Annotated in this window: 12 protein-coding genes and 1 tRNA gene; 4 read left to right on the forward strand and 9 right to left on the reverse strand. The window is 64.2% G+C overall.

Annotated elements, in window-relative coordinates:
• The first annotated feature begins 74 nt into the window (after positions 1-74).
• Positions 75-1,427, forward strand: coding sequence for a bacteriohemerythrin (locus tag M4J40_RS04320; RefSeq protein WP_251752413.1), 1,353 nt, complete (start codon positions 75-77; stop codon positions 1,425-1,427).
• A gap of 115 nt (positions 1,428-1,542) precedes the next feature.
• Here M4J40_RS04320 and M4J40_RS04325 read toward each other — a convergent pair.
• Both M4J40_RS04325 and M4J40_RS04330 read right to left on the reverse strand, forming a co-directional pair.
• Positions 1,543-1,618: transfer RNA gene (locus M4J40_RS04325), tRNA-Lys, on the reverse strand.
• Between the two features lie 243 nt (positions 1,619-1,861).
• A complete protein-coding gene (locus M4J40_RS04330) occupies positions 1,862-2,773 on the reverse strand; it encodes a PhzF family phenazine biosynthesis protein (protein ID WP_251752415.1) in 912 nt (303 codons plus the stop codon).
• Positions 2,774-2,956: 183 nt separating this feature from the next.
• Between M4J40_RS04330 and M4J40_RS04335 the strand changes: the two genes are divergently transcribed.
• Positions 2,957-3,397, forward strand: coding sequence for a BA14K family protein (locus tag M4J40_RS04335; protein WP_251752417.1), 441 nt, complete (start codon positions 2,957-2,959; stop codon positions 3,395-3,397).
• Between the two features lie 78 nt (positions 3,398-3,475).
• On the opposite strand, the gene M4J40_RS04340 is transcribed toward M4J40_RS04335, so the two are convergent.
• From M4J40_RS04340 to M4J40_RS04355, 4 genes are all read right to left on the reverse strand, one after another.
• The gene (locus tag M4J40_RS04340) at positions 3,476-4,186 is read right to left on the reverse strand and encodes an NUDIX hydrolase (protein WP_251752420.1); all 711 of its coding nucleotides are present in this window, start codon (positions 4,184-4,186) and stop codon (positions 3,476-3,478) included.
• A 286-nt stretch (positions 4,187-4,472) separates the two neighbouring features.
• Positions 4,473-6,146 (reverse strand): methyl-accepting chemotaxis protein, encoded by a 1,674-nt coding sequence (locus tag M4J40_RS04345; RefSeq protein ID WP_251752422.1) that lies wholly within the window; start codon positions 6,144-6,146, stop codon positions 4,473-4,475.
• 566 nt (positions 6,147-6,712) lie between these two features.
• On the reverse strand, positions 6,713-7,732 hold the full coding sequence (gene ilvC / locus M4J40_RS04350) for a ketol-acid reductoisomerase (protein WP_251752423.1): 1,020 nt from the start codon (positions 7,730-7,732) through the stop codon (positions 6,713-6,715).
• Positions 7,733-7,809: 77 nt separating this feature from the next.
• A complete protein-coding gene (locus M4J40_RS04355) occupies positions 7,810-8,433 on the reverse strand; it encodes a TetR/AcrR family transcriptional regulator (RefSeq protein ID WP_251752424.1) in 624 nt (207 codons plus the stop codon).
• A 145-nt stretch (positions 8,434-8,578) separates the two neighbouring features.
• Here M4J40_RS04355 and fumC point away from each other — a divergent pair, with 145 nt between their 5' ends.
• Positions 8,579-10,042, forward strand: coding sequence for a class II fumarate hydratase (gene fumC / locus M4J40_RS04360; protein WP_405030715.1), 1,464 nt, complete (start codon positions 8,579-8,581; stop codon positions 10,040-10,042).
• A 4-nt stretch (positions 10,043-10,046) separates the two neighbouring features.
• Here the strand turns inward: fumC and M4J40_RS04365 are convergent, their stop codons facing one another.
• Both M4J40_RS04365 and M4J40_RS04370 read right to left on the reverse strand, forming a co-directional pair.
• Positions 10,047-10,556, reverse strand: coding sequence for a DUF1993 domain-containing protein (locus M4J40_RS04365; RefSeq protein WP_251752426.1), 510 nt, complete (start codon positions 10,554-10,556; stop codon positions 10,047-10,049).
• A 58-nt stretch (positions 10,557-10,614) separates the two neighbouring features.
• Positions 10,615-10,992, reverse strand: coding sequence for a MerR family transcriptional regulator (locus M4J40_RS04370; protein WP_311134066.1), 378 nt, complete (start codon positions 10,990-10,992; stop codon positions 10,615-10,617).
• A gap of 29 nt (positions 10,993-11,021) precedes the next feature.
• On the opposite strand from M4J40_RS04370, the gene M4J40_RS04375 reads away from it, so the two are divergent.
• Positions 11,022-11,396, forward strand: coding sequence for an EthD domain-containing protein (locus M4J40_RS04375; protein ID WP_251752427.1), 375 nt, complete (start codon positions 11,022-11,024; stop codon positions 11,394-11,396).
• 26 nt (positions 11,397-11,422) lie between these two features.
• On the opposite strand, the gene M4J40_RS04380 is transcribed toward M4J40_RS04375, so the two are convergent.
• The gene (locus tag M4J40_RS04380; RefSeq protein ID WP_251752428.1) at positions 11,423-11,887 is read right to left on the reverse strand and encodes an Lrp/AsnC family transcriptional regulator; all 465 of its coding nucleotides are present in this window, start codon (positions 11,885-11,887) and stop codon (positions 11,423-11,425) included.
• Positions 11,888-11,950: the final 63 nt, after the last annotated feature.

Raw genomic sequence — 11,950 nt, forward strand, 5'->3', positions numbered from 1 at the left:
TGGAAAGCGTCCATCTTCCTCGTGATATATGGCAATGGATGACAACCGAGGGCACGTAGGCCGGAAAGTGACGCATGGCGCTCTTTTACTGGAACACGCATCTGGAGACCGGAAACGTTCAGATCGACAGCCAGCACAAGCGGCTGTTCGAGCTGACGAACAACATCGCCGATGCGGTTTCGGGCCAGGGGTCCCTGCCGGAAGTCCAGGCTCTGCTGGCCGAACTGATAGACTATGCGAACACGCACTTCTGCGATGAAGAGAAGCTGATGTGCCGTTCGTCGCTCGGCGAGTCAAAGCGACACCAGCACATCTGTGCGCACCGCTCTTTCTACAACCGTGTACAGGAGATCGCGGCGAAAGCCGATCTCGAGCAGGCAGAGGCGGTAAACGAGATTCTCAACTTTCTCGTCAACTGGCTCGTCGGCCATATCCTGAAGCTCGACCACAGGATGGTCCACGCCCTGCCCGAACGCGCCGACGAGAACGCGTCCGCACTATCCGTGCAGGAGATTCTGATCGCGGCGCTGAATGAATCCGAGCGCCGTTTCCGCCAGTTGGCCGAGCAGGCGCCCACCATGTTGTGGTTTGCCGGCATTTCCGGCGCCCGGGAGTTCGTCAACCGGGAGTGGACCGAGTTCATGGGGCTTGCCGAAGCCGACATGAAGGCTGCGGACTGGGTCCAGTTCCTGCATCCCGACGACCGCGAGAGCTACCGGGCCTTTCTGGATGAAAGGCTGCGCAAGCACGATGCCGGCCTGATCGAGTACCGGATCCTCGCCAAGGATGGCCATCTGAAGTGGGTCCTCGAAAAGGTCATGCCGCGGCTCGACGAGGACAGGTTCGTCGGCCTCATCGGGGCCGACACCGATATCACGGCGATGAAGGAAACGACCACGACGCTGGAACAGCTTGTCGCTCAGAGAACGAGGGAGCTTGAGCGTCTGGTGAACTCGGACCCGCTGACAGGACTGTTGAACCGACGGGCCTTCGACGAGCGACTCGATCTGGAGATCCAGCGCGCCCAACGATACGACCGCCCCCTCTCGCTCCTGTTCATCGACATCGACCACTTCAAGGAGGTCAACGACCGCTACGGGCACGTTGTCGGCGACGAGGTGTTGCGGGCCGTGGCAACCGTTCTGAAGAACGGGCTGAGGGCGACGGACGCCGCCTGCCGCTACGGCGGCGAGGAGTTCGCCGTCATCCTCGTCGAGACCGACAGGCTGGAGGCGCGGTCGATTGCCGAGCGGATTCGCGTCGCCGCCGAAAGCAACAGGATCGACCAACTCGACAAGAGCGCCACGATCAGCGTCGGCATATCGGTCCTGTCGTCCAAGGACATGGCCGTGGACCTCATCCAGAGAGCCGACGATTCCATGTACGTCGCCAAGAAGAACGGACGAAACCAGAGCTACATGCAATGAGCGCCCGGCGCCATTCTGCTAGCGCCGTGACGTCCATGCGAGACGCAACGACAAGCCGATTGGCGAGCCAACCGCGCATCATGCTGTTTGGAATTTTCAGGCCTCAAGAGAAAAGTGGTGGGCGCGTACGGGATCGAACCGTAGACCCGCTGATTAAGAGTCAGCTGCTCTACCAACTGAGCTACGCGCCCACTTTTCTCGCCGGACGTTGGTGTCGTCCAGAGGCGATGGCGGGCTTATAACCATGGCAGAGATTGGGCGCAAGCTCTTTTCGGTCAGTTAGGCGAAAAAAATGAAAATCATTTTGTTTCAGAGCCTTAGACGGGATTGTTCTCCACATGGAATCTGGCGAGTGAAACCTTGGACGGGCGCACGAAAGCAAACGGCGGCGCCTTTCGGGCCGCCGCGTTCGCCAAGAATCCGGTAATCTCGCCTCAGACGTAGAGTTCGCCGCGCCCGACGATCACCGCCTCGCCGCCGATGCGACCACCGGTGAGTTTGCCCTTCTCGATGATGATCTCGAGCTCGATTCGACTGGGCCGCCCCATCTCGAATCCCTGCTCGATGATCAGCTGGTGCTCGCCGTCGGCCGGCCGATCGAAGCGGCGGACCACCGCCGAGAAGGCGGCGGCGGCGGAACCGGTGGCCGGGTCCTCGCCGATGCCGAGATGTGGCGCGAACATGCGGGCGTGGAAGTCGTGGCCGTTGGTCACGACTTCGCGGGTGTAGACGAAAAGATCGAGTTCGGCAGAGCCGAAGGCGCCGGCCCAAAGCGACTTGTCGACACGGATGCGGCGCATGGCGTCGAGCCCCGCCAGCGGCAGGAAGGCGAACACCGGACCGCCGCCGTCAAAGACGCAGGGCACATGATTTTCGAAGCCGATGTCGCCACGGCTCAACCCCAGCGCCGAGGCGGCAAGACCGACGTCGCCATGGAACGGCCGCTCTTCGGGCAGCTTGGGCAGGTCGAACACGGCGCGGCCCGAACGCTCAGGCGAGATGGTGACGCCGCAGCGGACGACGCCCACCTGCTCTTCCAGCACCACCATGGCGTCGGTTTCGCGCTCGATCCCCTGCAAGCGCTCGTGGGCCAGCAGGACGGCCGTGCCGACGGTGGGGTGGCCGGCAAACGGCAGTTCGCGGCCGGGCGTGAAGATGCGAATCCTGGCCGAGGTTCCGGGCCGCGACGGCGGCTCCACGAACACGGTTTCGGACAGATTGAATTCCTTGGTGATCGCCAGCATGGCGGCGCTGTCGAGACCGGCGCTGTCAAGCACGACCGCCAGCGGATTGCCCGTCAATCCCTTCGCGGTGAAAACATCGAGAATCGCATATCGACGAGCCACTTGGTTCTCTCCTGAGGCGCACGGTGCCGGTCACCATAGTGGTGACTTCGGCTTTAGTCCACGTCGGTTATCACCCGAATTTCACCACGTCCCTTCCAAAATGCGACCAAAATTACCAGCTATGACTAACGGAAAGGATGCACCGGTGCGCCGAGCGTCGACGACCGGGCGTGGAGACGAAAAATGTCCAGGCTGTCAAAGATTGCCGCCCCTGTCGCCATCGCCGCCGTCCTGTCCTCGCTGGCACTGCCGGCCATGGCGGATGGCTATTACCATCGACATCACCGCTATGATGGCGGCGACGTCGCCGCGGCCGGCGCGATCGGCCTACTCGGAGGCGCCATCTTGGGCGCCGCCCTGGCCTCGCCCCCCTCGCCACCGGTCTACTACGAACCGGCCCCGCCCGTGTATTACGAGCCGCCCGTCGTCTACAGGCCAGCGCCGGTCTATCGGCCGGCTCCGGTCGTCGTCTATCGGCAGCCTGCCCCTGTCTATGCGGCTGCGCCGAGCGAGCATCAGGCCTGGTGCTCGGGGCGCTACCGCTCCTACAACCCGTATGACAACACGTGGGTCGACAACCGCGGAAACCTGCGCGCTTGCCAGTCGCCGTATTTCGGCGGCTGACCGGAAAAGCCACCACCCCAGGCAGATCGCAGCCCCTCCCCCGCCCGCCGTGACCTCCAGGCGGGCGGTTCCTTTATGTCACGAAGCCAGGAGCCGGGCGGCGAAGGCTCGGCTGTAGGTGGTGACCTCCGGACGATCGAGCTCGGAAACGGAGCGGAAGGCGATGACCCGCTCCAGCTCGCGCTCCTCCTGCCGGTCGAGCTCGGCCATGATGGCGGCAACGAGTTCGTCGGCCGGCAGCGGAAACCGTAGCACCCGCCCGATCGAGACGCGCGGCCCATCGAAGGCCGCCATCATGCCCTCCATCACCGCCGCCGAGGCAACAAGTCCGGTCTCCTCGCGCAGCTCGCGCTCGATGGAGGCGACCACCCCGACATTGCCCTCGGCGTCGACGTCGGACGGCTCCAGACTGCCGCCCGGCGGATAGATCTTGCCGGCATTGGCCGTCGTCGCGCCCATCTTGCCGAGGATCAGCGCTCCATCCGACGACAGCACCAGCGCCGAGCCGAACAGATTGCGGATGCCGATCTCCGGAAAGCCCCAGTCGCGCCAGGCAAGGAAGCCGGCGAAATCGCCTTCCACCGCCTCTCCGGTCAGCACACCGCCATCCATGGCGATGCCGCCTGGCTCGCCCGGTGCGATGGTGCCGAGCACACGGCCATTCCACAGATGCGGGTTGGCGGCCACGCAGGACGCCCAATGCGCGTCGATCCGGGGACGCAGGTCGTCGGCGATCGGCCACGTGCCGGGCCTGAGGCGAAGGCGGATATCGGTTATGTCGTGGAGCATATTAGGTCCCGGCAAGCCGCACGTTTTGGCGAGTCGGCCAACCCTAGGCCCTCAAGGCGACCACAGGAAGACGTCTTCAGCGGTCAAACAGAAAATCCCCGCCGGAGGTCGGCGGGGATAAAAGCAGTCCAGGGATCGCATAGAGCCTGAGCTGAAATTCGCTGGGATGCGGCAGGTAGCGACGACTTCGAGAACCGGAGCGAAGCGGACTTAAAGGTCCGTGAGCACCGGAAGCGCAGAAGACTAAGCTAGATGCCGCATCCCAGTAGAATTTCCAGTCAGGCTCTCAGGCGGCGCGGATGGTGCCGACGAACGCCGCGACCTTCTGCTCCAGTGCCGCCGACTGCTGGGCGAGGTGCGACATGCGGTCGAAGAGATCGCGCGAGGCGGCGCCGCTCTTTTCGGCCGTGGTCCGGACACCGGAGATGGTCTGTGCCACCTCGGCGGCGCCGACGGCCGCCTCGGAGATGTTGCGGGCGATTTCGCCGGTCGCGGAATTCTGCTGGGTGGCGGCGCCGGAAATCGACGAGGTGATGTGGTCGAGCTCAGCGATGCGGCGGGAGATGTCGGCAATCTTCTCCACCGACTGCTGCGTGGCGCCCTGAATAGTGCCCATCTGCGCCTCGATGTCCTGCGTCGCCTTGGCGGTCTGGCTGGCCAGCGCCTTGACTTCGGAGGCAACGACGGCGAAGCCGCGTCCCGCCTCGCCGGCCCGCGCCGCCTCGATCGTGGCGTTGAGGGCCAGAAGGTTGGTCTGCTCGGCGATTGCCTGGATCATGGCGACGATGGTGCCGACCTTGGAGGCGCTGTCGGCCAGCGACCGCACGTCATGGTCGGTCAGGCGAGCCTGTTCGACGGCGGCGCCAATCAACGTCGACGCTTCGCCGATCTGCCGGCCGATCTCGGCGATCGACGACGACAGCTCTTCCGACGCGCCCGCCACCGCCTGCACATTGGCAGAGGTCTGCTCGGAGGCGCTGGCGACCGCCATCGACCGACCGGACGTGTCCTCGGCATCGGCGACCATTACTTCGGCGGCCTTGAGCGTCGATTGCGCCGTCTGCGTCACGGCGGCGATCACCTCGCCCACCTCGGTCTCGAAGTCGCGGGCCAGCCGGTCCAGAAGCGCCTTCTGCTCGGCGCGCCGCTGTGCATCCGCATCCGCCTGAGCCGCCTTGAGGCGCTCGGTCTCGACCAGCGTGTCACGGAAGGTGCCGACGGTGCTCCACAGAAGACCGATCTCGTCGCGACCGATCTTCTCGGGAATGGCGACGTCCATCTTGCCCTGGGTCAGGCCGGAGAGCGCACCGTTGACGCGCTTGAGCGGGCCGGCGATCTTGGCCGTTCCGATCCAGGAGGCGATGCCGATGCCGGCCAGGATGCCGACGATGGCGAAGATGATCAGAGTTTGACGGCCGGCGACATAGTAGTCGTGGATCGAAGCGCGCACCGCGTCGAGATCCTGCCGGTCCAGGTCGACCAGCTTGTCGACGTCGGCCTGCAACTGCTTGCGGTTGCTGCGGTTGGCGTCGTTGTTGCCCTGCTCGTTGGCGGCGGCCGGCGACTCCTCGGTACCCAGACGAGCCGTCTCGGTGCGGAAGGTCTGGAACTCCTTGGCCTTGGCCACCACGGCGTCGAACGCCGCCTTGCGATCGGCCGGGACGCGGGACGACCACTCACCCAACAACTCGTCGATCGCCTTGAGATTCTTGGCGATCCCGCTGGCAAAGGGCTTGGCCTTCTCGACATCGGTTGCGGCGTAGATGCCGCGTGAGTCCATGACGACAGCCGTGATCAGACGGTTGAGATGCTCGCCGTCATAGGCGCGCTGCGAGGCGAGCTGGAAGGCATCGACCTGTTGGTTGTAGCCTTGCATGAGGCGGATGCCGAGCAGCGCAACGCCAATGGCGATGACACCCAGAACGGCAACGATCGTGTAGAGCTTTCCTTGGATCTTCATTTTTCGCGGTCCCGGAACTAGGCAGTCTTGGCTACCCCTGGGCGAAGAATAGAAATATTTCCATTTCCGAGTTATTAACAGGGAGAACATTCGAATTAAGCTATATTTACTCAGAGATCTATTTTCGGTTGCATCCCTAAATTAGAGTTGCAGAAATACGCATATCTTCCCGAGCCAAGCAGTCGCAAATAACGAGAGCTTCGGAAGGTTGCCCTCCCCGAAGAACAAACGAAAAAGCCGGAAACCTCGAGGATTTCCGGCTTCGTCTCGTAGACCTAACGCGCCAAGCTATCTCGAACCTTGCGTTCGCTCGATCAGGACAAGCAACGCAAGGAACAGACCACGAGTTGCCAACTCCAAGATCAGTTGCGAACCTTGTCGACCAACTTGTTCCCAGGCAATACCCCGCGACCGGGCGGCTTGCCGCCCGGCGCAAGGCATAAAGCGTGGATTGCCTCAGGCGATCAGTTGCGGGCCTTGTCGACCAGCTTGTTCCCAGGCAATACCCCGTGACCGGGCGGCTTGCCGCCCGGCGCAAGGCATAAAGCGTGGATTGCCTCAGGCGATCAGTTGCGGGCCTTGTCGACCAGCTTGTTCTTGGCAATCCACGGCATCATGGCGCGCAGCTTCTCGCCGACGGCCTCGATCTGGTGGCTGTCGTTGTTGCGGCGGATGCCCTTGAAGCGGGCGGCGCCGGCCTTGTACTCCTGCATCCACTCGGACGTGAACTTGCCCGACTGAATGTCGTTCAGGACGCGCTTCATCTCGGCCTTGGTCTCCGAGGTGATGATGCGCGGACCTGAGACGTACTCGCCCCACTCGGCGGTGTTGGAGATCGAGTAGTTCATGTTGGCGATGCCGCCCTCGTAGATGAGGTCGACGATCAGCTTCACTTCGTGCAGGCACTCGAAATAGGCCATCTCCGGCGCATAGCCGGCTTCCACCAGCGTCTCGAAGCCGTTGCGGATCAGCTCGACGAGACCGCCGCAGAGGACGACCTGCTCGCCGAACAGATCGGTCTCGCACTCTTCCTTGAAGGTGGTCTCGATGATGCCCGAACGACCGCCGCCAACGCCCGAGGCGTAGGAGAGAGCCAGCTCAAGGGCGTTGCCCGAGGCGTTCTGCGCCACGGCAACGAGGCAGGGCACGCCGCCACCCTTCTGGTACTCGCCGCGCACCGTGTGGCCGGGGCCCTTCGGGGCGATCATGACGACGTCGAGGGTCGCCTTCGGCTCGATCAGGCCGAAGTGTACGTTGAGACCGTGGGCGAAGGCAACGGCGGCGCCGTCGCGGATGTTCGGGGCGATCTCGTCGCGATAGATGTCGGCCTGCAGCTCGTCCGGCGTGGCGATCATCAGGAAGTCGCCCCACTTGGCGGCCTCGGCCACCGACATGACCTTCAGGCCGTCGGCCTCGACCTTCTTGGCCGTCGCCGAACCCGGACGCAGACCGATGACGATCTCCTTGGCGCCGGAATCCTTGAGGTTCAGCGCATGGGCGCGGCCCTGGGAGCCGTAGCCGACGACGACGACCTTCTTGCCCTTGATCAGGTTGAGATCGGCATCACGATCATAATAGACACGCATGTTGTTGTCCTTCCTCGCCACTGGCGTTCTTGGAACGGCCGACCCCCGCCGGCCGTCATTTCACAGATGAAATCGGGTTACTCGATGTCCTGGGCGCCGTGCCCAAAGAGACGGAAAAACTGCGAGATGGCCAGCCGCGCCCGTCGCGGCCGATCTTCGGAAAGGTCCGCCGGCGACTCGCCGAGCAGCATGCGGACGTGATTGTCCCTCACGATAAGGCCGTAGAGCGTCTCGTAGGCCTCATGCGTGTCGGAAAACTTGAGGTAGCCGTGCCGACGCCCCAGTTCGAGCAAGGCACGGGCGCGGGTCTCGATCGGCAACCGACCATGCTCGCGCACCAGCGCGCCGAGCTGCGCACCGTCGCGATCGGCCTGGCCGATAGCGAGGCGATTGAGCGCCAGCGACACGTCGCCGCCGAGCACGCCCATCAGGTCCTCGGCGAACACCACGAGGCTTCGACTGAAGTCGTCGAGCGTCGGAATACTCTCGCGCGGCCCCGGCGTCCTGACTTTGCTCGCCTGATAGGTGATCATCGCGGCGAGCAAGCCGTCACGATCACCGAACCACTTGTAGAGGCTTTCCTTGGAACAGTTGGCCGCGCGGGCGAGCCCGGCGGTGGTCAACGCCCGCTCGCCGCCTGCGACCAAGAGCTGCAGCGCGCATTCCAGCACGGCATTCTGGCGGGGGGTGAAGGGCTCCATGATGAAGCGATCGCTCTCTGTCTTTGGGTCGAAAACAATGTACCGTACGGTACGGTTCCCGTGTTTTAGTTCCGACTGTCCGCCTTGTCAAGCGCCTCTCCGCCACAACCACATTTCGGTGAAACCGCCGCCTTTCTCCATAGGCATGGGTGGAATCCCTGATGAAAATCGCCTAACGTCCCGCCGCCTCGGACGACAGGCAAGACAGGGGAGTTCGCGTTTGTCCACCCGTATCGAATCCGACACCTTCGGTCCCATCGACGTCGACGCATCGGTCTATTGGGGCGCGCAGACGCAGCGCTCCCTCGGCAACTTCAAGATCGGCTGGGAGAAGCAGCCCAAGGCCATCGTCAAGGCGCTTGGCGTGTTGAAGCGCGCCGCCGCCGAGGTCAATCGCGATCTCGGCAAGCTCGATCCGAAACTTTGCGAGGCCATCGTCACGGCGGCGCAGGAGGTGATCGACGGCAAGCTCGACACCCACTTCCCGCTCGTCGTCTGGCAGACCGGCTCGGGCACCCAGACCAACATGAACGCCAACGAGGTGATCTCCAACCGGGCGATCGAGATCCTGGGCGGCACGCTCGGCTCCAAGAAGCCGGTGCATCCCAACGATCACGTCAACATGAGCCAGTCGTCCAACGACACCTACCCGTCGGCCATGCACATCGCCGCGGCCGCCGAGGTGATCGAGAAGCTGTTGCCGGCGCTGCACCACCTCCACAAGGCGCTCGACGCCAAGGCGAAGAGCTGGGCCGACATCATCAAGATCGGCCGCACCCACACGCAGGACGCCACGCCGCTGACCCTCGGGCAGGAGTTCTCCGGCTACGCCAAGCAGGTGGAGAACGGCATCAAGCGCATCGAGCAGACGCTGCCGATGCTGATGGAGATCGCCCAGGGCGGCACCGCCGTCGGCACCGGCCTCAACGCGCCCAAGGGCTTTGCCGAGAAGATCGCCGCCCGCGTCGCCGTGCTGACCGGCCATCCCTTCACCTCGGCGCCCAACAAGTTCGAAGCGCTGGCCGCCCATGACGCCATGGTGATGAGCCACGGCGCCCTCAACACGGTCGCGGCGAGCCTGTTCAAGATTGCCAACGACATCCGCCTCCTGGGCTCCGGCCCGCGTTCGGGCCTCGGCGAACTGTCGCTGCCGGAGAACGAGCCGGGCTCGTCGATCATGCCCGGCAAGGTCAACCCGACGCAGTGCGAGGCGCTGACCATGGTCTGCGTGCAGGTGTTCGGCAACCACGCCGCGCTGACCTTCGCCGGCAGCCAGGGCCACTTCGAGCTCAACGTCTACAACCCGGTGATGGCCTACAACTTCCTGCAATCGGTGACGCTGCTGGCCGATGCCGCCATCTCCTTCACCGACAATTGCGTCGTCGGCATCGAGCCGCGCGAGGACAACATCAAGGCCGCCCTCGGCCGCTCGCTGATGCTCGTCACCGCCCTCGCCCCCAAGGTCGGCTACGACATCGCCGCCAAGATCGCCAAGACGGCGCACAAGAACGGCACCACCTTGCGCGAGGAAGCCGTCGGCGGCGGCTACGTCACCGACGCCGAGTTCGACGCCTTGGTCAGGCCGGAACGGATGATCGGGCCGGAGTGAGCCTTCAGTACCTGTGCCACCCGTCGAAATCCGCCTTGCCGAGCTTCACGCCTTCCCAGCGGGCGATGGCGTAGGCGGTGGTGAGGTGGAACAGCATGTTGGGCAGCGCGTATTCGACGACGAAGCGCGCCGCCGGCAGTTCGATGTCCGCGAGGCCAGCCCGGTCGGTGACGATCTCCGCGTCTCGCCGGTCGAGGTCGTCCGGCGTCAGCCGCGACAACGCCCCGAAGACGGCGGCGATATCGTCCCTGAGCGCCGCGAAGGACGCGGCCTCTGAAAAACGGAGGTCCGGCAGGCGCGGCACCAGCGGACCGAGCGCCCGGAGCGGAAACCGGGCGGCGATCCGCACCTGCGCCTCGAAGGGCAACATGTCCGGCGCGAGGCGCGACTGAAGCAGCGCCTCCTCCGGCAAATCGTTATCGGCCGCATGCGCCGCCGCGATGATGACGAGCCCGTCGAGCCGCTCCAGATAGCGGCCGAACACCGGCACGGAAATATCGTAAAGACCAATCATTCTGCGCTCCCTGAACCGCAGATTGACCGATGTTAACGACAACAAACGGCAGCAGCCCTCAAGCCCATTCGCTCAGGATACGGCGGCTTTCGGCCAGTGCGTCCATTTTGGCATCGATATCGGCGATCTTCGCCCGCACACCGGCCCGGAAGGCCGGGCAAGGCGCCTCGCCGGAAAGGGCGCCCCGCGCACATGGGAGCAGGGCGCGAATGGACGACAGCGTCAACCCGGCCTCGCTCAGCACGACGATGCGTCGCACGACGGCGACGTCGGCGACGGTAAAAGCGCGATAACCCGATGCCGTCCGCTCAGGCGAAATCAGCCCCTTTGCCTCGTAGTGGCGCAGCATCCGAACGCTGACGCCGGTGCGCCGCGACAGTTCGCCGATCTGCATGGACAGCCCCTTGACCCTGACACATGTGTCAGACCCTAGCATGGCCGTCATCCCGCTTGAAAGGACACATCATGCTGAAGATGACCATGTTTGCCCGCCGCCTGCCCTCGCTCGATCACGCCGAGTTCGACCGCTACTGGCGCGAGGTGCACGGGCCGCTAGTGACCAGCCTCGCAGCGCCCTTGCGCATTCGCCGCTACATCCAGACGACGGTGGAAATCGACGATCCGGTCCAGGAGATGCTCCGACAGGCGCGCGGCACGCTGGCCATCGACTTCGACGGCTTCGGAGAGCTCTGGTGGGAGAACCTCGACGACTACCGCGCCATCCGCTCGACGCCCGAGGGGCTGGCGGCCGTGGCCGAGATCACGGCCGACGAGCGCCGCTTCGTCGACCTATCCAACTCCTGCCTCTGGTTCGGCATCGAACGGCCGATGATCGGATGATGCGCTCCGCTGTCATCGGCAAGCCGTCACGACGCATAGTCGACCGGCAGTGGAGCGCCATCCTTCAGCGTTTCCATGGAAATGGCGGCGCTGACGTCGAACAGCTCCACCTTGCGGACGATCTTCTTGTAGATGACGTCGTAGTGCTCGACGCGCGGCAGGGCGAGCTTCAGGATGTAGTCGACGTTGCCGGTGAGGCGATGCGCCTCCACCACCTCGGGGATGTCGGCGATGACGGCGGCGAAGCGCTCCATCCACTCTGCCGAATGATGGGCGGTGCGGATCAGAGCGTAAACGGTGGTCGGCACGCCAAGCCTGGCACGGTCGAGCACCACGGTACGGCGGGCGATATAGCCCTCGGCCTCCAGCCGCTGGATGCGCCGCGAACAGGCCGAGACCGACAGCGCCACCCGGTCGGCGAGATCGACCACCGAAAGCCCGGCGTCGCCTTGCAGCAGCTCCAGGAGTTTGCGATCGCGCTCGTCAAGCATGCGCCTCCGATTCCTTCATCTAGCAAAGACTGCGCGTCTATTTTGCACGATATGACGTGATAG

Origin of the sequence: Pleomorphomonas sp. JP5, assembly GCF_023721815.1 — a bacterium.
Lineage (GTDB): Bacteria > Pseudomonadota > Alphaproteobacteria > Rhizobiales > Pleomorphomonadaceae > Pleomorphomonas.

Coding starts and splice junctions, on each gene's coding strand:
- M4J40_RS04320 (WP_251752413.1), top strand. CDS start 75: ATGGCGCTCTTTTACTGGAACACGCATCTGGAGACCGGAAACGTTCAG.
- M4J40_RS04335 (WP_251752417.1), top strand. CDS start 2,957: ATGTCCAGGCTGTCAAAGATTGCCGCCCCTGTCGCCATCGCCGCCGTC.
- M4J40_RS04340 (WP_251752420.1), bottom strand. CDS start 4,186: ATGCTCCACGACATAACCGATATCCGCCTTCGCCTCAGGCCCGGCACG.
- M4J40_RS04345 (WP_251752422.1), bottom strand. CDS start 6,146: ATGAAGATCCAAGGAAAGCTCTACACGATCGTTGCCGTTCTGGGTGTC.
- ilvC (WP_251752423.1), bottom strand. CDS start 7,732: ATGCGTGTCTATTATGATCGTGATGCCGATCTCAACCTGATCAAGGGC.
- M4J40_RS04355 (WP_251752424.1), bottom strand. CDS start 8,433: ATGGAGCCCTTCACCCCCCGCCAGAATGCCGTGCTGGAATGCGCGCTG.
- fumC (WP_405030715.1), top strand. CDS start 8,579: ATGGGTGGAATCCCTGATGAAAATCGCCTAACGTCCCGCCGCCTCGGA.
- M4J40_RS04365 (WP_251752426.1), bottom strand. CDS start 10,556: ATGATTGGTCTTTACGATATTTCCGTGCCGGTGTTCGGCCGCTATCTG.
- M4J40_RS04370 (WP_311134066.1), bottom strand. CDS start 10,992: ATGCTAGGGTCTGACACATGTGTCAGGGTCAAGGGGCTGTCCATGCAG.
- M4J40_RS04375 (WP_251752427.1), top strand. CDS start 11,022: ATGCTGAAGATGACCATGTTTGCCCGCCGCCTGCCCTCGCTCGATCAC.
- M4J40_RS04380 (WP_251752428.1), bottom strand. CDS start 11,887: ATGCTTGACGAGCGCGATCGCAAACTCCTGGAGCTGCTGCAAGGCGAC.